The following is a 22,650-nucleotide window of genomic DNA, read 5'->3' as shown; positions in this document are numbered from 1 at the left end:
TCCTGTTGCTCTCTATCCGGTCCAGCCAAGCGCCGCCGAAATACTGTTCATCGATTGCATCAGCGGCACTGACAGGCCGCGTTCCGAACCGCAACGTATCCCGCGCAGCAAAGTGATCTGAAGTTCGTGGACCCGGCTCAGATCGTGCTGAACCCGGTCGAAACGGGTCGCCATGTTGGGAAAGCGCGCCCCGATCTCGGCACCCTGATTCAGGAACCGAATCGCGGCGCAGCTTTGTTCGTATTCCTGCCGGATGCGGCCGAAAATCTCGTCGCGGATCATCTGATCGGACACCAGAGCGGCGTATTTGCCGGCAATTCGCATATCCACCTGAAACAGCGATTTCTCGACCTCGTCCACGATCAGGCGAAACAGCCGGGATTTGCTGAACATCTTGTGCAGCAACTCGTCCCCCGCTTCCCCGCGATACCGACGAAACGAACTTACGGCCGAGCCGAAACCATACCAGCCGGTGATCAGATGGCGGTTCTGCGACCATGCAAAGACCCATGGGATTGCCCGCAGATCGTCAAGGCTTTGCGCCCCGAACCGACGTGCCGGGCGCGATCCCATCTTCAGCATCGCCAATTCCTCGACAGGGCTGGCCTGCTGGAAATAATCGATGAAACCGGGCGCGTGCAGCAGGGTGCTGTAGGCGGTTTGCGACATGCCCGACAGGGCCTCGAACGTGTCGTTGAACTCCGGGCGGGCCGGGTCGGGTTTCGTTTTCAGCGATTGCCCCAGAACCGAGGAAACCAGCAATTCCAGCTCGTTTTGCGCGGTGCCGCGATTGGCGAATTTCGAAGAAACCACCTCGCCCTGTTCGGTGGTGCGAAGCTGGCCGTTGATGGTGCCGCGTGGCTGGGCCGCGATAGCACGCTCGGTCGGCGCTCCGCCACGGCTGACCGAACCGCCGCGACCATGGAAGAAGACCGGCACAAGATCATGCGCGGCCAAGACACGGGTAATGCTGCGCTGCGCCTTTTCCAGCTCCCAGTTGGAGCAGAAGAAACCGCCATCCTTGTTGCTGTCGGAATAGCCCAGCATGATTTCGATCCGGCTGTTTCCCGCCGTCAGGCTGCGCCGGGCCAGGGGAACGCGCAGCAATTCGTCTAATATCTGCGGCGCGGCACGCAGGTCGTCGATGGTTTCGAACAGCGGCACGACACGCAGATCAAGCCGCTCGGCGCCGAATCCGGCATAACGAGCCAGCAGGAACACCCCCAGCAGATCGTCGCAGGACCGGGTCATCGACAGAATGAATGGTCCCATTGCCTGCGGATCGACGCTGAACCGGGTCTTGTGCATCAGCACAAGCAAATCAAGCAATTCGCGTGCCTGCGGGCTTTGCCGCTCGCGGTCGATCCAGGGCAGCCCGGCTCCTGCCAGCTCGGTTCGCAATCGCGTTGACCATTCCACCGTGCCATAACTGGGAGCGGTGCGGTTCAAATCCCAGATTTCCGCCAGAACCTGCGTCGTGACCGACGAATTCTGCCTGACATCCAGCGTGACGATCCGAAATCCGAAGACTTCGGCCAGCCAGCGGATAGGGCGGATCAGACGGGCAGCCAGACCATCGGCGTCGATCGCCGCCAGAGCGGCCTCGACCGAACGAAGCTCGGCGGTGAATTCCCCTACATGGGCATAGGCGGGACCATCGCCCTCGCGCAGGGCTTTGATGCGCCGCTGCATCGCGCTTATTGCCTGACGGAACAGTTCGCCCGGATTGCGATATTCGTCCCCGCCTTCCGGCGGCGCAGCTTCGATTACCTTGGTCAACCGTTCCTGCGCCGCATCGGGCAGACGTGAAATCGAGCTGCTGATGCTCAGATGCCGTGCCGCCACCGCAAGCACGGCCAGATATTTATCGAGGATCGCCGCCTTGTTGCGCGCCAATGCGGCCCGAGTGGTCTCTATCGTGACATTGGGATTGCCATCACGATCGCCACCGATCCAGGAATGAAAATGCAGGCAGGGCCGGAAATCCTCGGCATGGCCAAAGCAATCGGCTACCGCGTCATTGAATTGCCGGAACAGGTCTGGCATCGCATCGAACAGACTGTCGCGAAAGAATTGCAGCCCCCAGTCGATCTCATCGATCGGAGACGGGCGCTTTAGCCGCAACTCGCCGGTCAGCCAAAGCAGATCGATCTCGCTTTCGATATCGGCCAGAAGCCGAGCCCGTTCCCGGGGTGTCCAGCGTTGCGTTTCAAGTGTCACCAGCGCCCGATAGATGCGCCGGTGGATTTCCAGAACCGTCACCCGCTTGGCCTCGGTCGGATGGGCGGTCAGGGTGACGCCCACGGAAAGTTCGCCGGCGACCTGCCGGAAAAGCTCTGGCGGCATATCGGCGCAACCTTGCAGCACCTTTGCAAAGCTGCCATCGACCGCCGCTGGCCCCTCGCGCGTTTCGGTCATGCGCCGCGCGCGCATGGCCGCGTTCTCTTCGACAATCTTCAGAAGCTGAAACCAGATATTTAGCCCCTGAAGATAAGAGGTGAGATCATCGCCTTCCGGCAAGTCCCCGCAATCGCCCGACAATAGTGGCAGGATGGCGGGCGCGCGGCGGGCGATGACATTCTGCCATAACCGGCGCAATTCCATGCGCAACCCGCCTGCATAGGAACAGTCCGCCTCATCCGGCCGTCCGGAATCGATATAAGCGGGATCCCCTTGCATCAATTCACCCTGTCGCGCGGTTCGCGGCCATCGAAGAAATCACGCAAATTGTCGAGAACGCGAAAGCCCATCGCCTCGCGGGCCTCGCGGGTGGCGCTACCCAGATGTGGCAACATCACCAGCTTCTCGCAATTCCGCAGCGCCGGGTTGATGTTCGGCTCTCCGTCGAACACGTCAAGCGCCGCACCGCCGATGGTCTCGAACCACAGCGATTGCGACAGGGCCATTTCGTCGATGACTTCTCCTCGGGCGGTGTTGATCAGGAAGGCGTCAGGCCGCATCAGGTTCAGCCGGTCGGCATTGATCAGATGCCGGTTTTCCGCCCCGCCGGGACAATGCAGCGAGATGAAATCGCATTGCGGCATCAACTCATCGATGCTGTCGACTTGCGTGGCATCGCATTGCGCAAGGATATCGGGCGCGACCCTGCTGCGGTTATAGGCCAGGATCTTCATGCCGAAACCATGATGCGCCCGCCGGGCCATCTGCCGCCCGATCCGGCCATAGCCGATGATGCCCAACGTCTTGCCCGAGACCTTGGTGCCGACCAGATGCGTCGGCCGCCATCCCGTCCAGTCCCCCGCGCGCAATTCACGCTCGCCCTCTCCGGCGCGGCGGGCCACCATCAGCAGAAGCGTCATCGCCAGATCGGCGGTGCATTCGCTAAGCACATCCGGCGTGTTAGTCACGACCATGCCATGCTGCCCGACCCGATCCAGATCGATATGGCTGTACCCGACCCCGTAATTGGCAAGGATCCGCGTCTGCGGTTTTGCCAGTTCCAGCGCAGGCGCCCCGATCTTGTCGGTCACCGTGGGCAGCACCGCGTCATAATTCTGCAATGCCGCCTTGAAATCTTCCGGCGTCATAGGCTTGTCCGATGTATTGAGATCCGTATCGAACAATTCCGATAGCTGCGCTTCGACAGCCTCGGGCCAGCGCCGGGTGACGAGAATCTTGGGTTTTGCCATCGCCCCCTCCTATTGCATGACGCGGGCGATGGTCTCGCCGATGACAGCCGGGTTTTCGGCAACGGTCACGCCTGCGGCACTGAGGATTTCGACCTTCTCGCTGGCGCTTTCGCCAAAGGCCGAGATGATCGCACCCGCATGCCCCATGGTCCGCCCCTTTGGCGCGGTCAGGCCCGCGACATAGGCCACCACCGGCTTGCTGACGTGACCGCGGATATATTCTGCCGCCTCGGCCTCTTGCGGGCCACCAATCTCGCCGATCATGCAGATCAGATGCGTCTCGTCGTCATTCTCGAATTGCTCCAGAATATCCCTGAACGAGGACCCGTTGATCGGATCGCCGCCGATGCCGACACTGGTCGAGACACCGATGCCGCGCTCTTTCAACTGCGCCGCCGCTTCGTAACCCAATGTGCCCGAGCGCCCGATGATGCCGACATTGCCCTGCAGATAGATATGGCCCGGCATGATGCCCAGCAAAGCTTTGCCCGGGCTGATCGTCCCGGCGCAATTCGGGCCGGTCAGCACCATGCGCCGTTCCTTAGGATAGCGGTACATGTAGCGCTTGACGCGGATCATGTCCTGCGCGGGAATGCCGTCGGTGATGCAGACACAATAGCGGATACCGGCATCCGCCGCCTCCATGATCCCGTCGGCAGCAGCCGGAGGCGGCACGAAGACCAGCGTGGCCTCTGCCCCGGTTTCGGCGACGGCTTCCTTGACGGTATTGAAGACCGGCACGCCCTCTACTGTCTCACCGCCCTTGCCGGGCACGACGCCGCCCACCACGTTCGAGCCGTATTCAACCATCTCGCGCGCATGGAACCGGGCCATCTTGCCGGTGATCCCCTGAACGATGATCTTGGTATCGCGATCCAGAAAAATGCTCATTGGACGGCCCTCAGATTGGAATTGGTCTTCATATCGCTTTGCCAGGCGGCAACTGCCCGCTCGGCTGCTTCGTTCAGCGTTGTCGCGCGGATCAGCGGCAACCCGCTTTGCGCAAGAATCTTCTGGCCTTCCTCGACATTGGTGCCGGCCAGACGCACCACGACAGGCACATCCACCGGATTTTCGCGCAATGCCTGCACGACGCCTTCTGCCACCCAGTCACAGCGGTTGATCCCCGCAAAGATATTGACAAGGATCGCCTGCACATTCTTGTCCGACATCACCAACCGGAACGCCTTGGCCACCCGCTCGGGCGTGGCCCCGCCGCCGATATCCAGAAAATTCGCGGGTTCGCCACCGGCCAGCTTGATCGTGTCCATCGTTGCCATCGCCAAACCTGCACCGTTGACGATACAGCCGATATTGCCGTCCAGTCCGACATAGGACAGCCCCCGATCGGCGGCACGGGATTCGCGCGGATCTTCCTGCGACTTGTCACGCAGTTCCGAGATCTGCGGATGCCGGAACAGTGCGTTGTCATCGAAGGTCATCTTGGCATCAAGCGCCAGAATGCGGCCGTCGCCGGTAATCACCAGCGGGTTGACCTCGACCATGGTGGCATCAAGGTCGCGGAAGGCGCGATAGCAGCCCTGAAGCGTGCGCACCATCTGCTGAACCATACCCGGCGCGATTCCCAGGGCAAAGGCGATCTCGCGGCACTGAAATTCCTGCAACCCGACGGCGGGCTCCACCGTCGCGCGAACGATACTGTCGGGACGCTCGGCCGAGATATCCTCGATCTCCATCCCGCCCTCGCCGCTGGCGACAATCATCACCCGCTGGCTGGCGCGGTCCAGGACGAAACCCAGATAAATCTCGCGTTCGATCGGCACCGCCGCCTCGACATAGACACGGTAGATGCCCTTGCCTTCCGGGCCGGTCTGATGCGTGATCAGCTTCTGCCCAAACATGCCTTCGGTCGCGGACTGAATCTCGGCATCGCTGTCGCAGACCTTGACGCCACCGGCCTTGCCCCGTCCTCCGGCATGCACCTGTGCCTTGACCACCCAGCGGCTGCCGCCCATCTCGCGGGCGCGGTAAGCCGCCTGTTCCGGGCTATAGGCTAACGCGCCCTGCGGGACGGCCACACCGAAATTGCTGAGAATTTCCTTGGCCTGATATTCATGGATATCCATCTTTGCTCCTCCCTTGAGCGCCGTTATTCCGCCGCCATCGCGGTATCGAAATGCCGGTTCACCCCTGCGGTGACCGCAGCCATGTCGATATCCGCGCCCATCTTGTTCAGCGCCGCACCGAAGCGGGTGACGATTTCAGTGATCGCCGGTTGGGTAAGCAGGTTGAGAATTCCGATACGCACCTGAACCGGCTCGGACAGGGTCGGCCAGATGCCGAAACCTGCGGCCCGGCAGGACTGCACCAGCTCCGCCTCGCGTCCGGCAAGTTTTTCCGGCAGGTTCAGCACCACCAGCGAAGTCATGTTCGACGTCACCTTGCAGCCCATCGCCGTGACGGCTTCGCGCAGCGCGGCCTCGTGAAAAGCGTAATCCTTCGCCCGCTGGGCAAGCGTCTCTTGCAACAGGATGCGCAGCGCCTCGTGAAAGGCCGCGACGGCATAGGCGCTGTGGGTGCGGTGATAGGTGCCCTTCTCGACATCCTTGCCGTCGATGATCCCCCAATGCCGCGCCTCGAGAATCGGATGCGCCGCGAATGTCCGGGTGCCGCTGGCGCGGAGCGACTGAATATACTGATCGGTAAAGGATACCGGCGCATAGGTCAGCGGCAGACAGCAGATGCCCTTTTGCGGGCACGAGGCCCAGCCATGCACGCCCGGGAAATCGTCGATCCGGAAATCCTCGACCCCAAGCGATGACACGGCGTCGATCAGCCCCATCACCCCGTGCTTTTCACAGGCATCCGAAAAGCCGCGCAGGTCATTGATCCGGCCCGAGCCGGTTTCCCAATGCGCCATCGCGGCCCATTTCGGTTTGTGCTTGGCCAGCGCCGCCTCGACGATCTCGCCTGTCACGGATTCGCCATGCGGCACATCGACGATCGTCACCGAAGCCGGTTTCGGGTCCAGCGAATTGGCGGCCAGTTCCTCGGCAGTGGCCGCCTTCATGCGAACCGTCAGCCCGTCGATGCCCGAAAAGGTACCGTTGGTGAATACCACCACCTTGTCGCCGGGCATTACGGCGCTAAACATCGTGTCGAGACCGCTCCACCCCGTTCCGGCTACACCGAAAGTATGAATATTGCCGGTTCCCATGATTTCGCGTAACATAATTTTCGATTCGATCATGCCGCGCAGGACATCTGCCTGCATGTGATCCGCAACGCCGGCGCTGGCAAAGCGCTGCAATACTCGCGGATCGGTGTTGCCCGGGCCAGGGCCCGCTGCGATCGTCTCGGGAATCTCAAGCTGCGGAAAGATCGTAATGTCGGCCATCGGCTCATTTCCTCCAGATAAAATTTATTTAACCTAAGGAAACACCTTCTGGATAATTTCCGCAACGTAAGTTAATCCTGCTTTTAGGTATCTATATGGATGGGAAAATGCCTACCTATTTGGGTAGCAATTCGGCTCCATACGAAGATCTCACTACCCATATGGGCGGGTGATTGGTAAAAAGGCGAGGAAATGCAGATAGCTGAAGGTTCCAACCCCAAGATCACGGTCATGCTGGCGGACGGTAATCCGCTTGTCCTGTCGGCCATGTCCGAGGTTTTCGAGCGCGACCCCCGATTCTCTCTTGTGGCCACTTCAGCGACCGCCGAGGGTTTTCTGGGAACGGTGATGCGCGTTCCCTGTCAGGTCGGGATCATCGATTGGAACCTGCCGGTCCTTGGCGGCAACCGGTTGCTTGAAGTTCTGCGCGAACAGGAAAGCGCGCCGCGCATCGTGGTTTACGCCGATCAGGGAAGCGATGCCCATCGCGCGGCGATGGGCGCAGGCGCTGCCGGGTTCGTAGCCCGCAACGGCCCGGTCGAGACCCTGCTGGATACTTGTTCCGCCGTGGCTGCGGGAAAAATGATTTTCCCCTATCTCGATGTTCGCGAGTTGCAGCAGGACCCCATCCATTCATTGTCCCGCCGCGAAGCCGCCATACTGGAAGCCCTGTCCAAAGGTTTGACTAATCGGCAACTTTCACAGGAATTGGGGATCACGACCAACACCGTGAAATTCCACCTGTCGAACCTTTACGACAAGCTCTCGGTCAAGAATCGCGCGCAGGCAATCGCCTTTTACTACTCTAGTCGCATTCCCGGCGAGCGTAATTTCAGAGACAACGAGTAACCATGACCTACCATCCGCCGCGAAATATTCGGGAAATATTTTTTCTTGACAGGAAATATTATTTCTCCTTTGTATAAGCGCCATCGACCTCACTTCACTGCAGGAGCATCCCACCATGAGTTTCTTTCCCATCGAACAAGCCCCCGCACGGCTCAATCGAAGCGAGCTCGCCGTTCCGGGAAGTCAACCGCAAATGTTTGAAAAAGCGGCGAAATCCGACGTAGACGTGATCTTCCTCGATCTCGAGGATGCCGTCGCCCCGGATGAGAAGGCACAGGCCCGCAAGAACATCATCAAGGCCCTGAACGAGATCGACTGGGGCAAGAAATCCATGTCGATTCGAATCAACGGTCTGGACACGCATTACATGTATCGCGATGTCGTCGATATCGTCGAACAGGCCGGCGAACGGCTGGATCTGATCATGATTCCGAAGGTCGGCACCGCAGCCGATGTCTATGCCGTCGACATGATGGTGACCCAGATCGAGGACGCAAAGGGCTACAAGAAACGCATCGGCTTCGAACATATCATCGAAACCGCGCTCGGCATGCAGAATGTCAGTGAAATCGCGGCAGCGTCCAAGCGGAACGAAAGCCTGCATTTCGGCGTGGCCGATTATGCCGCCAGCACCCGCGCCCGCACCACGGTGATCGGCGGCGTGAATGAAAACTATGCCGTGCTGACGGATGCCGATCTGGATGGGAATCGGCAGGTTCATTGGGGCGATATGTGGCATTACGCGCTGTCGCGCATGGTGGTTGCCGCCCGCGCCAACGGGTTGCGCCCGATCGACGGACCTTTCGGCGATTTCTCGGATCCCGATGGCTACAAGGCCGCCGCCTATCGCGCCGCAGTCCTTGGCTGCGAGGGCAAATGGGCCATCCATCCCAGCCAGATCGCGCTTGCCAATGAAGTCATGAGTCCTTCGGCAGAAGAAATCGCCCGCGCGGAGAAAATCCTTGCCGCGATGGCCGAAGCCGAAGCCGCCGGCAAGGGCGCCGTATCTTTGGATGGCCGCCTGATCGACTATGCCTCGATCCGGCAGGCAGAAGTCCTTGTCGAAAAAGCGCGGCAAATCGCCGCATAACGGATAATGTTGGCTGATATGCGCGCATTGGCAAGGCAGCTTTTTGACCGCGCCATCGCGGCGGCGGATCCTGCTGATGCCGTGGATCGGCACTTTACTCAGCACCCGCCGGCCGGTCCTCCGGCTGGCGGGCACAGCTATGTCATCGCGATCGGCAAGGCCGCTCCGGCCATGCTGGATGCAGCGTTGCGCCATATCTCCGGCCCCGTGACAGCGCTGGGCGTTACTCATCATCAGAATCCCCAAACCCTTCCCGGTGCTCGAATCTTCACGGCAGGCCATCCCGAACCCGATGAAGACGGATTACGGGCAGGCCGGGAAATTATCGCCTTGTTACAACAGGCCGGTCCCCGCGATCAGGTCATTGCATTGATCTCTGGCGGGGGCTCGGCGCTTGTGCCGGCCCCAAAACCGCCGCTTACGCTGAAAGACAAGCAAGACGTGAACCGACTCTTGCTGGAAAACGGGTTGGATATCACCGAGATGAACCTGATTCGCCAGCAATTATCCGACCTGAAGGGGGGCGGCTTTCTGCGTTATGCCGCCCCGGCCCCGGTGACCGCGCTGATCCTGTCGGACGTGATCGGCAACGAACTAAGCGCGATCGCCAGCGGTCCGACCACCAAGCCGCTTGGCGATCGCGCCCAGGCACTAACTCTGTTGAAGGATCGCGGTTTGCTGGAGGCGCTGCCCGCCGCTGCCCGCAACCTTCTGAAAATGTCGGAACCTTCCGCCGCACGGCTTACCGCCGATAATCACCTGATCGGCAGCAATGAAAAATCACTGGAGGCGATGCGCACTGCGCTTAGCGATGACTGGGTCGCCCGGATCGTGACCGACCGGCTGACCGGGGATGTAGAGGATGCCGCCACGCGGATCCTGCAAGCCGCGGAAGCAGCGGAATCTAGCGGCCCGACCGCGCTCATATTTGGCGGTGAAACCACCGTCCACCTGCGTGGAACCGGACGGGGAGGCCGCAATCAGGAGCTTGCCCTGCGGGTCGCCATGCAAGGCGACCGGCTGCCGGCGGGCTGGACCTTTCTCAGCGGTGGGACCGACGGCCGGGACGGCCCCACCGATGCGGCGGGCGGGATCGTCGACGGCGGCACCATCAGCCGGATCAGCAGCAGCGGAAAGGACGCCGGGGCGCTGCTTGCCAATAACGACAGCCATGCCGCCCTGAAAGCGGCAGGCGACCTTCTGATCACCGGCGCCACGGGCACCAATGTCGCAGATGTTCAGGTGATGCTGATCCCAGACCTCAGATATTCCGCATAATCTATTAATATAGAATGCTTTTATGAATATCGATGTGCCGTATCCGAATATCATCCATATCGCCGCATTGGCAGGGAAAGCGGCTCGACCGGGTCCTGACACTCCCCGGTTTTGAAGCATATCCAAAGAATGATGGCACAGGCCGGTTCCAACATCACTGATCGGCGGATATCATGCAACGGAAGGAATAATCGGGTCCTCCGCGAAAAGATAAGGCTGTAACCATTCCATGAGCAGATCGACTTTCGCCCAGAGGCTGGCTGTCAGCGGCTCCTTGCCCCGTCTTGGTGCAACCAATCGATCTCCTGTGCGGATCGGGGCCCTGACACCACTGTCCGGAGACGAACAATATTGGGGGCGGCCGGGGCTGGATGGCTGCCAGATATGGGCTGACTGGATCAATGATCGCGGCGGCATGATGGTGTCGGGCAAGCGTCACCGCGTCGAGATCATCGAGTTCGACAGCGCGCAAGGGGCCGAGCAGACGCTGGAAGCTGCCCGCGACATGATCGAGCGCCTGCATGTACGCCTGATCCTGACCCTTGGCGGCGACAGCTTCGCACCCGCCCTGCGCTACCTGATGGAGCGCCGGGCATTGGTCGCCACGCTGCTGCCCTCGGATCTGACCCCGGACACTCCGTTCCTGATCGCACCGGCCGAAGTGCATCCGCTGTTCAACGTCACCGGCGTCGAATATCTCGCCCGCCAATTGCCGCCAGCCCGCCGTGTCGCGCTATGCAGCCAGCGCGACAGTCTGGGACTGCCCTCTCTTGCGGTATACCGGGCGGCTTTCGATGTGGTCGGCTGGTCGCGGATCAAGGAACTGCGCTACGACCCGGGTGAAACCGACGCCGAATCCATCGTGGCCGCGATGATGGAGGACAAGCCGGACGTGCTGTGCTGGTGTTCATCCACGCCGCCAATGATGCTTGCCCTGACCGAGGCCGCTTTCCGTCTGGGCTTCAAGGGGCATATCCTTGCCTGCACGGCGGATGATTACCCGCAGATGATCGCGCGGACGTCTGCGGATTTCATGGAGCGTTTCATCTTCCAGTTCCCGGATTTCGACGACCCGAAACTGGCCGATACCGCCTTCTTCTTCCGTCAGCCCCGCGCCTTCTTCGACGCCTATAACCTGCGCTTCCCGGAAAAATGGAGCGCGGTCAGCTGGGAATATGCCTCGATCCTCGATCTTTGGCACAATGCGGTCGAAATCGCCGATACGGTCGAGCCGATGTCGGTCCTCGCCTCGATGAAACACGCCCAGCAGATGCCCCATGCCTTCGGTCCGGCAACCTGGACCGGGCGCGATCTGTTCGGGATCGACAACGCATTGGTCGGCGATTGGCCAGTCGTGGCGATTCGCGACGGTCGTGCCCGGATCCAGGAATTCGGCTCGGTATCGCGCTGGCTGGAAAAACACGGCGAGAAGCTGGTTCGGCAGCTCGAAGATCTGGGTCAGCTCTGGCATCAGCGGCTTGGCGATCCGCTCAGCCGTCCTGCAGCAAAAGTTTCTGGTCCTCGATCAGGGACAGCTTCATGAATTCACAGGCTTCGTCGATATCGCGCGCGGCGATTGCATTGAACAACGAGTTGTAACCGCGTTGATAGGTGGCGATGCGCCTCGGGGTCAGATGGCGGCGATACATCGGCGCCCGGAACGATTGGCGGCGGGCATCGATCACCAGATTATAGCAGGCGATCAGAAGCGGGTTCCCGGTGCCCGCCGCGATCTGGCGGTGAAATTCCTCCTCCAGCCGCACAAAGGCCATCGCATCGATCTGCACCGCCTCCATCTGCGACAGGGTCTGCCCCAGGGCCTCGATCTGCCGCGGCGGCATGTTGACGATGGCCAGCCGCACCATCTCGGGCTCGATGATTCCGCGCATCACCTGCAATTGCAGCGGCCCGGTTTCCGCCGCGACCGGGGCCAGCGATTCACTTGCCCCGTCAGGATCATAGATGACGAAGGAACCGGCCCCGGCGCGGCGGCGGATCATGCCCCGCACCTCGATCGCGTCCAGCGCCTCGCGCACGGTATTGCGCGCCACCCCCAGGTCCTGCGCCAGTTGCCGCTCGGAGGGCAGACGCTCGTCCAGACCATATTCCTGCGACACGATCCGCATCATCAGCGTATCGATGACATATTGAACGGTCGCGCCAGGAAGAGACTCGCCGCGTCCCGGATGCGTGGTGATATGAGTGGCAGGCGGCACCTTATACTCCTCCGAAACCCCCGATCATGTGGGCGACTGGAGGATAGCTTACCCTTCGCCGGAGAATCCAGCGGTCAATCGTCGCATCATCCCATGCGCTCGCTCGAGAAGGATCCGGGCGAGGCGGGGAAAACCACCGTCTTGTTGCCGTTCAGAAACACCCGGTGGTTCGCATGCGCATGGATCGCCCGCGCCAGAACCTGGCTTTCCACGTCGCGCCCAAGGCTCACGTAATCTTCGGGCGATTGACCATGCGTCACCCGGATGATGTCCTGCTCGATGATCGGACCCTCGTCCAGATCCGCCGTCACGTAATGCGAGGTCGCCCCGATCAGTTTCACACCGCGCTCATAGGCCTGTTTATACGGGTTCGCGCCCTTGAAACTCGGCAGGAAGGAATGGTGGATATTGATGATCCGCCCCGACATTTTCGTGCACATCTCGTCCGACAGAACCTGCATGTAGCGCGCCAGAACGATCAGTTCCGCCCCGCTTTCCTCGACAACGCGCATCTGCGCCGCCTCGGCCTCTGGCTTGTTCTCTTTCGTCACCTTGATGTAATGAAACGGAATATCGTGGTTAACCACCACCTTCTGATAGTCCAGATGGTTCGAGATCACCGCCACGATATCGATCGGAAGCGCCCCGATCCGCCAGCGATACAAGAGATCGTTCAGGCAATGCCCGAAGCGCGAGACCATCACCACCACCTTCATCTTGGCCGACTCGTCATGGAACTGATAGCTCATGCCGCCCGATTTCGCCGTCTCGGCAAAGCCCTTGCCCAGCTTGTCCAGCGTGGTCCCCTTTTCCGAGGCGAAGCTGACCCGCATGAAGAACTTCCCGGTCTGCGGGTCGTCATATTGCGAGCTGGCGGTGATATTGCAGCCCTGATCGGCAAGATAGCCGGAAATGGCCGCAACGATCCCCCGGGTGGATTCGCAGGCAACGGTAAGGCAGAATTTCGTCATGAATGTATCCTCTCATGAGCGGGGAGTGCATCCTGCCCCGCCAGATCGTCTGTTTTCTCTAGCGCACAGAGGCGCCGCATTAGGCGGTCAAAGCTGGAATATCTGGTTGGCGATGACGACCACGGTCACACCCGCCGCAAGCGTCAGATAGGGCAGCATCCCGGCTTTGCGCACGCTCAGGTCGCGGGAGCCGCCAACGGCAAGATCCTCCAGCATCGCTTCGGGGAATTTTCCCTTGTCCGTGATATAATGCCGATAGGCGAATACCGGCAGGATCAACGCGATGGCGATCGCAGCCGAGCGCAGCGTGCCTTCGCCCCAGACATTCGCACCGGCGCCCAGCAGGACCGCGTTGACAAAGGCGAGGGAGCCTCCGATCCATAGCAGGATCGTGGGCGCTTTCCATGGGCGATGCGCGCCACCATTGTCGATGCGATGCAGCCAGCCGGAATGCAGGTTCAGGAAGTTGAACACCAGATAGCAGCAATTCGACACCGCCAGAACAAACAGATAGTCGGACATCATCAGCAGGATCAGGTTGAACCCCAGATCGGTCCACATTGCGCTGGTGGGCGCGCCATGTTGATTGGCATGGGACAGATATTTCGGCAGCCAGCCATCGACCGATCCCTGATACAGGGTCCGCGACGATCCGGCCATTGAGGTCATGATGGCAAGCACCAGCGCCAGGAACAGCATGACGACCATGATCTTGGCGACCACCCCGCCGCCGCCGACCATGCCGGCCATCGCACCGGCGACCGCAGAACCGTCGACGATGCCCGGCTGCAACATGCCATCGACACCCAGAACGCCCTGAAAACTCATCGGGACAAGCGTATAGATCACCACGCAGACCACACCGGCGGCAATGATGGCCCGAACCGTATCCCGCTTGGGATCCTTGAATTCGCTGGTATAGCAGATCGCGGTCTCAAAGGCATAGGCGGACCATGCGGCAATAAACAACCCGCCAAGAAACAGGGTCGTCCCCTCTATATCCCATGCGCCCGAAACCGGAATGAGCGGCGTCAGGTTTTCACTCAGCACCGCACCGGTCAGCAGCGGCACAATGCCGACGATCAGAAGCGGGATCAGAACAGCCAGCCCGACGACAGTCTGGATCTTCGCCGCCCGGGAAATGCCGTGATGCTGCAAGGCGAACACGGCCAGCAGAATCCCGGTTCCGACAACCGAGGTCGTATTGATCCGCAATGTCAGGCCGGAATTGAGGAAGTCGAGATTCAGCAGGGTGATCTGCCAGGCGTTGATCGAGGAATCGGCTCCGAACAGCGCCGTCAGGACATAGCCCGCCGCCAGCCCTCCACCGATGGCCAGAACCGGAGTCCAGGCCAGCCAGTTGCACCACACTGAAAGCGGCGCGATGATCTTGGAGTATCGCACCCAGGCCGCCGCGCCATAAACCGATGCGCCGCCGGATTTGCTGGGAAACAATCCGGCGATCTCGGCATAGACGAAGGCTTGCAAGAAGCCGAATGACACCGACAGCATCCAGATGATCCAGGACGGGTTGCCGATCGTGGCCGCAATCCCGCCGATCGAGAAAAGCACAAGCGCCGGCACGCCGGAGGCCATCCAGAAGGCATCCTTCCAGCCAATCGCCCGATGCAGGGTGCCACTTTCCCCCGCGTCTGTATTCGCTTCGGTTGTTGTTGTCATTTCGCTCTCTCTGCTGGTGATCCCGGCCTTTCACGCAGGTTATTTATCGGGTGATGCCGACCCTGTTCTGGCGGGACTTGTTGCGTTGCCACCTATTCGTCGGGAAAAATCCCCGGCGAGGTGGGTTTTCCGTCATCGAACCGGGACAGGTATTCAACAATGAGCGGGCGGTTGACGGTGAAGCCCTTGTATTCTGCAAGCTCGTCGGGCAGGTCGCGGATCACGCGGTGCAGGCGGCGGCCCCATTTCGGCACCGTGACCAGATCCTGCAGCGAAATCAGGTAGCAGCGGATCGGGAAGGCCAGCCCGTTCGAGCGCGGCAAACGAAAGAAGGTTTGCAGCTCGACCCGCAGATATTGCTTTTCACCGACATTCTCGGGTGTCAGCGTGCGCTTTTCCGGACCCCATTTGTGATAATTCTCGGGGCTGGTATCGAGCCGCGGATTGACCGTCATCGTCCAGTTCAACCGCCGCGACGGCGCGTCCTGCTGAATCGCCAGCAGGAATTTCAGCGCCCGCTGGAAAATTCCCATCTCATGAGCCAGAGGCACCGGCGCGTGCCATTCGAAGAAATTCATCCCGATGTCGAAATCAAGGCTCCAGTCGGCCTGGCTGGTCACCATACCGGCCTCCATCCACAGATTACCGTCGCGCTGGTCCAGCACCGCGAAATCGCCCTGCGCCTGGCGGGTGATATATTCCATCGGCCCGTAAGGCAGCGTGGTCGGGTCGAGGAAGGTGAATTTGTGGTCGATCCCCAGCGGCCGGTTGATCCAGTGCCAGCGGTCTCCATCGCGATGCAGGCTGAACAATTCGGGGTAATCCTCGGATTTCGCCTCCATGATCAGTTCCAGCAGATCCCAGCCCGCCAGTTCCATATGCGGCAGCGACTGACAGCGCAGCGGATCCTCTTTCAGGGTGATTTCGCGATCCCGCATCTCGGCGACGTAATGTTCATCGACGTCGAAGCGGTTCTCGAACGGGCTGCCCGCCCGCCCGCTTCCATGCGGTTCCATATTGACCGCATACATGTAGTCGTCCTTGTCGAAGGGGAAGGGAAAGCGCCGGATCGCGTCGGGTGAGTTGTGATAACTGTAATCGTCGCGGAACGTCTCGTCGTTGAACTGCAAGGTCATGGCAGCCTCCTGGGTTGGGTCGGACGGGATGCGGAGGGGGGGGGGGGGGGGGGGGGGGGGGGGGGCGGGGGCCCCCCCCCCCGGACCCCGAGGTATTGGGACAAAGAAGAAGGGGCGGGCGATTGCGGGACATGGTGCTACCGGTCGATGATCAGTTCGCGACCGCGGAAGCGCGATACGCAGGGCATGATCTTCGTCTGCGAGGAATGCTCGTCCTCGGAAAGCCAATGATCGTTATGTTCGATCCGGCCGTGGCACGAGACGACATCGGTTTCGCAGCGGCCGCAGGCACCGCCCCGGCAGCTCCAGTCAATATCGACCTCGGCTTCTTCCAGAGCTTCCAACAGGCTTTGATGCGGGCCGACCGTGACGGTCCGGCCGGATTTGGCCAACGTCACCTCGAAGGTGCGGCCGGGGGGAGGAGCCAGGAAGACTTCGGAATGCAGCGAGCCGCGCGGCCAGCCCAGCCGGGCGGCGCATTGCGCCACGGCGGTGATCAACCCTTCGGGGCCGCAGGTATAGACATGGGTGCCGATCGGCTGGCGGTCGAGGATCGCCCCCAGATCCATCCGGTCACCTTCATCGGAAATATGGCTGTGGATATGCGGCAGGCGGGGTAACAGCCGCAGGCCGGCGGCCTCGCTGCGCGAGCGGGCGGCATAATGGATCTCGAACCGGTCCTGCATCCGCAGAAGCTGCCGCATCTGGGCAATGATCGGGGTGATCCCGATGCCACCCGCGATCAGCACATGCTTGCGCGCCCGCGCATCAAGCGCGAACAGGTTCAGCGGCGTAGAAATCCGCAGCGTATCGCCCTGGCTGACATTTGCGTGCATGAATCGGGAACCGCCCCGTCCGCCATCCTCGCGGCGCACGGCGATCTCGTAGCCCGAACCATCCTGCGGATCCGAGATCAGCGAATAAGCATTGCGGCGCAGCAGATCGCCATCGGGCATCTCGACCACGACATGCGCGCCGCCGGAAAACAGCGGCAGTTTCTTGCCGCCTGGATGCTCGAAGCGAAAACGCTTGACCAGCGGCGACAGGGCCTCGATCTCGGTGACACGCAACATCTGGGCGCTCATGCCTTGATCTCCTGCTTTGGGGGAACTTCGCCAGGGGTTTCGGCATCGACGCAAACACCCTGAAACGCGGCATAGCGGCGCGAGTAATGGTCGCGCACGAACAGCGACAACCCGCAATGCGAACAGGTGAACGGATCGGTGGTGACATCCTCGGTGATGCCCTTGCAGTGCACGCATTGCATGCGCCGCGCAAGACTGCCGCGATGCTCGGCCTCGATCGCCTCGAGTAGCATCCCCGCCGCCAGAGCCTCGGCGGTGGCCTGACCGATCAGCCCCTCGGTTCCGGCCAGATAAAGCCGGGTATTCATAAGCGCTTCTGCCAGAAGCTTGCGGAACCGCGGCAGGATCGAGGCGTAGCTGGCTGCCTCGACATAGCTGGCCGGACCCTGCGCCTCGAGCCGGGGGCCCAGATCGCTACCCTCCGGGATATAGATCACGGTGGCATGAGGCAGCACCGCCGGATCGGCCGCGATCAGGTCCAGCAGCGCCTCGCCGCCGGGGCCGCTGGCAAGCATCAGTGCGGGCACGGCGCCATGCGGCGTCAGCCCGCCATAGATCGGGCGGCTGATGATCGAGGGGGTGAATTTCGTGGCTGGCATTGGCTACATATTCCCTGTCAAACGGTGGGCGGGGCGGTCTTACGCCGCCCTCTGTCCCGGATTTTGCGTCAGCCCTTCGCGGTGCGGCGCTTTTTGTCCTGATCGTAGAAGGGCATCGGATGGGCGATGGCGGGGATCTGGCCACCCGAGTTGCGGATCGTCAGCTTGGTTCCTTCCACCGCGCAATCGACCGGCATCCGTGCGATGCCGACATTGTGCTTGTTCAGCGGACTGTTGAAGCCGATGGTGACGACGCCGACCTCCTTGCCGTCCTTGAGAATCACGGCGCCTTCCTCGGCCGCCTCGGTCCCTTCAAGCTTGACGCCGTAGATCTTGAAGCGTTCCTTGCCTTGCAGGCGGTAATGCTCTTCCGCGCCGCGGAAGCCGGTCTTGCCCTTGGAGACGGTAAAATCCAGCCCAAGTTCCCACAGCGTATCGCCGCAGGCTTCGTTCTCGAACGGGTATTTCTCGGAATTGTCATAGGGGAAGAACAGCAGATAGCTTTCCGCGCGCAGCAAATCCAGCGTGGTGAAGCGGGTCGGGATGATGCCCATCTCGGCGCCCTCGGCCACGATGGTGTCCCAGATTTCGGGCGCGTCCTGACGGCGACAGAAAATCTCGTAGCCGCGTTCACCGGTATATCCGGTCCGCGAGATGGTCACGGGTTTGCCGAACAGCGTCGTGTGGATATGGCTGAAATAGACCACGTCGCGGATGCCCGGCACATGCTTTTCCAGATAATCCACCGCCAAAGGCCCCTGCAGCGAGATATCGTGCAGATCGTCATCGAACATCACGCTGACATTGCGCCCGGTCGCCGCCATGGTCAGCTGCTCATGCCCCTGACCCGCGCCATGCACGACCATGAAGCTGTGCGGTCCCATCCGGTAGACCACGCAGTCATCCACGAATTTGCCCGCATCGTTCAACATGCAGCAATAGGTCGAACGGCCGGGCTTCAGCTTTTCGATATCGCGCGTCACCGCCCGGTCGATCACATGGCTGGCATGGGGGCCGATCACATGCACCTTTTTCAGACCCGAGACATCCATCACCCCGGCCTTGGTGCGGATTGCCATATATTCTTCCATCTGGTCCTTGTCGTAACTCCAGGCTGTGCCCATTCCGCTCCAGTCCTCGAGCTCCGAGCCCATGGCCCGGTGCCGGTCCGCCAGAGCCGAAAATCTCCACGATGCTGTCATGACGTCTGTCCTTCTCTCGCAATGCGCCTGTTTCGAACCCGGTGCGGAGACGCGCCTGCCAGCCGCCCCACAAGGTGCTGGAAAACTCTCCGGGGCACCGGTTCCCGATATTCCGTGACGGATGTTTCGAATGTCGCGCGGCAAAATCGCGCCGCATGACCTGCCGCCGGGGCGTCAGCGCCCGGATATCGGTCATCACCTGCAATCTCGCGAATAACCACGACCTCGACACCTCCCCTGTCTGGTCCAACCAGTATGATAAACTGGTCCATTCGACTGAACCTATTACAACATGGAAAATTCCTATAGGGCAATATTTTTTCGCTTGAGGAACTTTAGTGATTGTTTTCCTGCAAATTCTTTGGGCAAACGGGAGGCAGGTTCTGTGCCCAAGGACCACATCGGGCTCGAAAATTGGTCAACCGAAACCCTTTTTTCAGACCACAATACCGCGAATCACCCCTTGTTCTGGATCGAAACATCAGTTCCGGGGCTAGAAAATCCGATGACGGTTAGGAACGGACGCTTCCGGAAATAGACACAGCGGACAAGCAAAGCCATTGCCGCGGTCAAAGGGAATTAATCAGCAACAGGTTATTTTCCTATAAGGAATATCAAATTCCTTGAGGGAATATTCATTTCATGCTATCTACAGGATCGGGTTTCCGGGGGAGGGCAAGCCATGTATTACGCCGCTCAGCAGAAGCAGTCCCTATATGACAAGCTTGGAGGAGAAGACGGGATCCGCGCCCTGGTCGAGGAATTCTACGATATCGTCGAACAGGATGAGGCCGCGAAGGAGCTGCATCTTTTGCATCTGCAAGGTGCCGGAGTCGCCCATTCCCGAGAAGAGCAGTTCAACTATCTTTGCGGCTTCTTCGGAGGGCCGCAATATTATGTGATGAAACACCGGCATTCGCGGCTGAAGGACATCCATGAACATGTGCCTGTCGGCCCGGAGATGCGCGATCTCTGGCTGGAATGCATGAAGAAGGCCATTGCGAATCTCGGTATCGACGGCGATCTGGCGAGCCTGCTGATGCGCCATTTTTCTACGGCAGCCGAAACAGCCAGAAACATGGACTGACATATTCCGCCGGTAAAGAAACGGACCGCTGCCGAGTTCCCAGCAAGCGATACCCGCCCATCACGATAGATGCGACAATGCAGGTGTCGCCTGTCGGGATATTTGGCTTTCCGTCAGATTTTCGACCCAGGCGGCGCGCCTGCCGCTGTTAGGCTGCCGCCCGCTTCCAGCCCGCGGCCAACACGCCTGCGCCGATCATCAGAGAACCACCGACGCGATTTACCGTTCGTTGCACGCTTGGCTTGCGGATCGACTTTCGGGCCATCGATGCCATCAGCCCGTAAAATCCGGCGTTCAGAATCGCCAAAACAAGGAATGTCGTCTCGAAGATAATCATCTGTGGCAACAATGGCAGCGCTGTGTTCATGAACTGAGGCAGGAAAGCAACAAAGAAGATGATGCTTTTCGGGTTAAGAGCCGTCACGACATAGGTGTGCAGGAAAATCCGTATCGGTCTTTCTTTCGGCACGGCTTTGGCACCCGTGCTGGCTGCGTCTGCCAAGACCGGCGCGCGCCAGAGCTTCACACCAAGGTAAATCAGATAGGCTGCCCCGACCCATTTCAATATCGCGAACAACATCGCGGAAGCCGCAAGCAGCGCCCCAAGGCCAAGCATGGAAGCTGTCATGGCGGTGAAATCGCCAAGAGCGACGCCGCCGACCGTCGCGCCAGCCGCCTTCTTGCCATGGCCGAGCGCGTAGGAGATCACCAACAATATCGTGGGGCCGGGAATTGCCAGCAAGACCGCAGACGCAGCCGCGAAGGCGAGCCATTGTTCAAAAGCCATTGCATTCCTCCTGTTGGAAGTTCGAGCAAGCCATAGGCCAGAATCTGGTGCAAGGGATTTGTGAAATATCCCCTCTGCCCCGCATAACCAACCGCACCACCACAGGAAACCTCGACAAACCTGACTGACGCTTGGGATGCTAACCTGACGGTTCTGTACCCCGAAAGCCATCGATCCCGCGTTTCACGAGTTGAAGTCTTGTGGCCTCATCCACCCGGGCCTCACGCGAATGTCCGGTAAAGCTGCCCCCAACCCGGATCATGCATATGCGCCCGCAGGCCCGCGCGCTCGACAAACGCGGCGGCCTCGCGCTGCCCCTGTGCAAGGGCGTCGCCGATATCGATCGCCGTGATCTTGCGATTCTCCATCACCAGACGGCCATCGACCATCACGGTATCGACATCCGCGCCGCTCGCCTGATGGATCAGGCGATGCACCGGCATCCAGTCCGGCGTCAGATGCGGCTGAGCCATGTCCAGCACAACCAGATCGGCCTTCTTGCCGGGTTCGAGCGATCCGATCTCATGCCCGATGCCCAATGCATTCGCCGCATCGATGGTAATCATCTCCAGCACCTTGCCCGGGGGAAAGAAAAACCGGTCGTGGTTTCGCAGCACATGCTGGACCGATTGGAACAGCCGCGCGGTCTGAAGCATGTCGAAATGACGGCTGGGCGCGGTGCCGTCGGTCGTGATCGCCAGATTGATGCCCCGCGCCATCATCTCGATCACCGGTGTCGACCGGCCGGGGGGCGCATGGGTCACTTGGGTGCCGGTCTCGGCCAGGATGTCGATTTCGGCGGGCGAGATCCCCCAGCAATGCTGAAGATGGATATCGGGGCCGAGAAGTGCGTTTTCCTTATCCTGAAAGGCAAGCCGTATATGGCCCGCGAAGGCGTCGGAATGCAGACGGATGCCATATTTGCGGGCCAGTTCGCGGGTCACGCGGGCATGCATCCTGTCATCCGGCGTCAGCGTAACCGCCTGATCGGGGGCCGAGATATTCGAGGGATCGAGCGAGGGCACGATAGTGAATGGCGTCAGGTAGACGCGGATCCGGCCGTCGTCGCTGCCGTCCAATGTCTGAATCGCAGCTTCGGCGCCTTCCATCATCTCGGCAAAGCTGATGCTGCGCCGCCTTGGGCTGCCATCTTCCCAACGGGTCACGTCGCGCGGCCATGGCATACCGGCAGGACCGGTGCAGATAATCTCGCGCAGGCCCATCTGCGAATAGGCCCGGGCGTGGTTGACCGCGAATTGCGGATCGTCGCTGCGTGGCATGGATGAGATGATGCTGACCCCGGTCGTCACCCCTGCCCGCAACCGCTCCAGCCCCGAAACCAGCCCGTCCGCATACCAGAATTCACGCGTCGTCGCGTGGTAATAGGCGGGCGTGACGATCTTCATCCATGCGGGACTGATATCCGATGCAAGACTGCGGATCAGGCAATGCCCGGCATGGCCATGCGCATCGATCAGGCCGGGGATGATCAGCTTGCGCCGGCAATCGATCACCCGGTCGCCCGGCTGCCCCGCGACATCGGCATCCGGCCCGACCTGATCGATCCGGTTCCCGATCACCCGCACCGCGCCATCCTCGATGATCCGCCGTTCAGGGTCGACAGGGATGACGGTGGCGTGGCGAAAAACGGTGGAGATCATG

The 22,650-nt window shown here is 60.6% G+C and carries 19 protein-coding genes; 5 read left to right on the top strand and 14 right to left on the bottom strand.

All coding sequences use genetic code 11. The annotated features are described in order from the left end of the window. Positions 1 to 12 precede the first annotated feature (12 nt). Genes Q0601_RS04215 through Q0601_RS04195 form a run of 5 tightly spaced genes read right to left on the bottom strand, consistent with a single transcriptional unit; the run spans position 13 to position 7,008 of the window. On the bottom strand, positions 13 to 2,679 hold the full coding sequence (locus Q0601_RS04215) for a phosphoenolpyruvate carboxylase (RefSeq protein ID WP_305287479.1): 2,667 nt from the start codon (positions 2,677 to 2,679) through the stop codon (positions 13 to 15). Then, complete coding sequence (locus Q0601_RS04210) at positions 2,679 to 3,650, bottom strand: 2-hydroxyacid dehydrogenase (RefSeq protein ID WP_305287476.1); 972 nt, start codon at positions 3,648 to 3,650, stop codon at positions 2,679 to 2,681. Before Q0601_RS04210 ends, Q0601_RS04215 begins: the two co-directional genes overlap by 1 nt. Positions 3,651 to 3,659: 9 nt before the next feature. Further along, the gene (sucD, locus tag Q0601_RS04205; protein ID WP_305287474.1) at positions 3,660 to 4,541 is read right to left on the bottom strand and encodes a succinate--CoA ligase subunit alpha; all 882 of its coding nucleotides are present in this window, start codon (positions 4,539 to 4,541) and stop codon (positions 3,660 to 3,662) included. Continuing rightward, positions 4,538 to 5,737 carry a malate--CoA ligase subunit beta gene (locus tag Q0601_RS04200; protein WP_305287472.1) on the bottom strand — a complete coding sequence of 400 codons (1,200 nt, stop codon included), beginning with the start codon at positions 5,735 to 5,737 and terminating at the stop codon, positions 4,538 to 4,540. The genes sucD and Q0601_RS04200 overlap by 4 nt, the downstream gene beginning before the upstream one ends. A 23-nt stretch (positions 5,738 to 5,760) precedes the next feature. Continuing rightward, positions 5,761 to 7,008 carry an aminotransferase gene (locus tag Q0601_RS04195; protein WP_305287470.1) on the bottom strand — a complete coding sequence of 416 codons (1,248 nt, stop codon included), beginning with the start codon at positions 7,006 to 7,008 and terminating at the stop codon, positions 5,761 to 5,763. 192 nt (positions 7,009 to 7,200) lie between these two features. On the opposite strand from Q0601_RS04195, the gene Q0601_RS04190 reads away from it, so the two are divergent. The 4 genes from Q0601_RS04190 to Q0601_RS04175 all read left to right on the top strand — a co-directional run bounded on the left by Q0601_RS04190 (position 7,201) and on the right by Q0601_RS04175 (position 11,768). Further along, positions 7,201 to 7,857, top strand: a complete 657-nt coding sequence (locus Q0601_RS04190) for a response regulator transcription factor (protein ID WP_305287469.1) — start codon at positions 7,201 to 7,203, stop codon at positions 7,855 to 7,857. A 115-nt stretch (positions 7,858 to 7,972) separates the two neighbouring features. Beyond that, positions 7,973 to 8,947, top strand: coding sequence for an HpcH/HpaI aldolase/citrate lyase family protein (locus tag Q0601_RS04185; protein ID WP_305287467.1), 975 nt, complete (start codon positions 7,973 to 7,975; stop codon positions 8,945 to 8,947). Positions 8,948 to 8,953: 6 nt separating this feature from the next. Beyond that, complete coding sequence (locus tag Q0601_RS04180; protein WP_305287465.1) at positions 8,954 to 10,225, top strand: glycerate kinase type-2 family protein; 1,272 nt, start codon at positions 8,954 to 8,956, stop codon at positions 10,223 to 10,225. A 229-nt stretch (positions 10,226 to 10,454) separates the two neighbouring features. Further along, positions 10,455 to 11,768: an ABC transporter substrate-binding protein gene (locus tag Q0601_RS04175; protein ID WP_305287463.1), complete on the top strand. Its 1,314-nt coding sequence runs from the start codon at positions 10,455 to 10,457 to the stop codon at positions 11,766 to 11,768. On the opposite strand, the gene Q0601_RS04170 is transcribed toward Q0601_RS04175, so the two are convergent. From Q0601_RS04170 to Q0601_RS04140, 7 genes are all read right to left on the bottom strand, one after another. Further along, positions 11,716 to 12,441 (bottom strand): FadR/GntR family transcriptional regulator, encoded by a 726-nt coding sequence (locus Q0601_RS04170; protein ID WP_305287460.1) that lies wholly within the window; start codon positions 12,439 to 12,441, stop codon positions 11,716 to 11,718. The two genes, Q0601_RS04175 and Q0601_RS04170, sit on opposite strands and share 53 nt — an antisense overlap. Positions 12,442 to 12,527: 86 nt before the next feature. Beyond that, complete coding sequence (purU, locus tag Q0601_RS04165) at positions 12,528 to 13,412, bottom strand: formyltetrahydrofolate deformylase (protein WP_305287458.1); 885 nt, start codon at positions 13,410 to 13,412, stop codon at positions 12,528 to 12,530. Positions 13,413 to 13,499: 87 nt separating this feature from the next. Further along, positions 13,500 to 15,092 carry an APC family permease gene (locus tag Q0601_RS04160; protein ID WP_305287456.1) on the bottom strand — a complete coding sequence of 531 codons (1,593 nt, stop codon included), beginning with the start codon at positions 15,090 to 15,092 and terminating at the stop codon, positions 13,500 to 13,502. Positions 15,093 to 15,184: 92 nt separating this feature from the next. Continuing rightward, positions 15,185 to 16,228 carry a heme-dependent oxidative N-demethylase family protein gene (locus Q0601_RS04155; RefSeq protein WP_305287454.1) on the bottom strand — a complete coding sequence of 348 codons (1,044 nt, stop codon included), beginning with the start codon at positions 16,226 to 16,228 and terminating at the stop codon, positions 15,185 to 15,187. Between the two features lie 137 nt (positions 16,229 to 16,365). Next, the gene (locus Q0601_RS04150; RefSeq protein ID WP_305287452.1) at positions 16,366 to 17,313 is read right to left on the bottom strand and encodes a PDR/VanB family oxidoreductase; all 948 of its coding nucleotides are present in this window, start codon (positions 17,311 to 17,313) and stop codon (positions 16,366 to 16,368) included. Further along, positions 17,310 to 17,912, bottom strand: a complete 603-nt coding sequence (locus tag Q0601_RS04145; protein WP_305287450.1) for a dimethylamine monooxygenase subunit DmmA family protein — start codon at positions 17,910 to 17,912, stop codon at positions 17,310 to 17,312. The genes Q0601_RS04150 and Q0601_RS04145 overlap by 4 nt, the downstream gene beginning before the upstream one ends. Positions 17,913 to 17,980: 68 nt before the next feature. Further along, positions 17,981 to 19,114, bottom strand: coding sequence for an aminomethyltransferase family protein (locus tag Q0601_RS04140; RefSeq protein ID WP_305287448.1), 1,134 nt, complete (start codon positions 19,112 to 19,114; stop codon positions 17,981 to 17,983). Between the two features lie 682 nt (positions 19,115 to 19,796). Between Q0601_RS04140 and Q0601_RS04135 the strand changes: the two genes are divergently transcribed. Then, complete coding sequence (locus tag Q0601_RS04135) at positions 19,797 to 20,201, top strand: group II truncated hemoglobin (protein ID WP_305287446.1); 405 nt, start codon at positions 19,797 to 19,799, stop codon at positions 20,199 to 20,201. 148 nt (positions 20,202 to 20,349) lie between these two features. Here the strand turns inward: Q0601_RS04135 and Q0601_RS04130 are convergent, their stop codons facing one another. Beyond that, positions 20,350 to 21,159 carry a LysE family translocator gene (locus Q0601_RS04130; RefSeq protein WP_370656089.1) on the bottom strand — a complete coding sequence of 270 codons (810 nt, stop codon included), beginning with the start codon at positions 21,157 to 21,159 and terminating at the stop codon, positions 20,350 to 20,352. Positions 21,160 to 21,209: 50 nt separating this feature from the next. Next, entirely contained in the window at positions 21,210 to 22,649 is a 1,440-nt protein-coding gene (locus tag Q0601_RS04125) for an amidohydrolase family protein (RefSeq protein WP_305287444.1), read from the bottom strand. Position 22,650 lies beyond the last annotated feature (1 nt).

Origin of the sequence: Paracoccus wurundjeri, assembly GCF_030678915.1 — a bacterium.
In the GTDB taxonomy this organism is placed as follows: domain Bacteria; phylum Pseudomonadota; class Alphaproteobacteria; order Rhodobacterales; family Rhodobacteraceae; genus Paracoccus; species Paracoccus onubensis_A.
The sequence above is the reverse complement of the archived record's forward strand: the minus strand, read 5'-3'. Positions and strand labels throughout refer to the sequence as shown.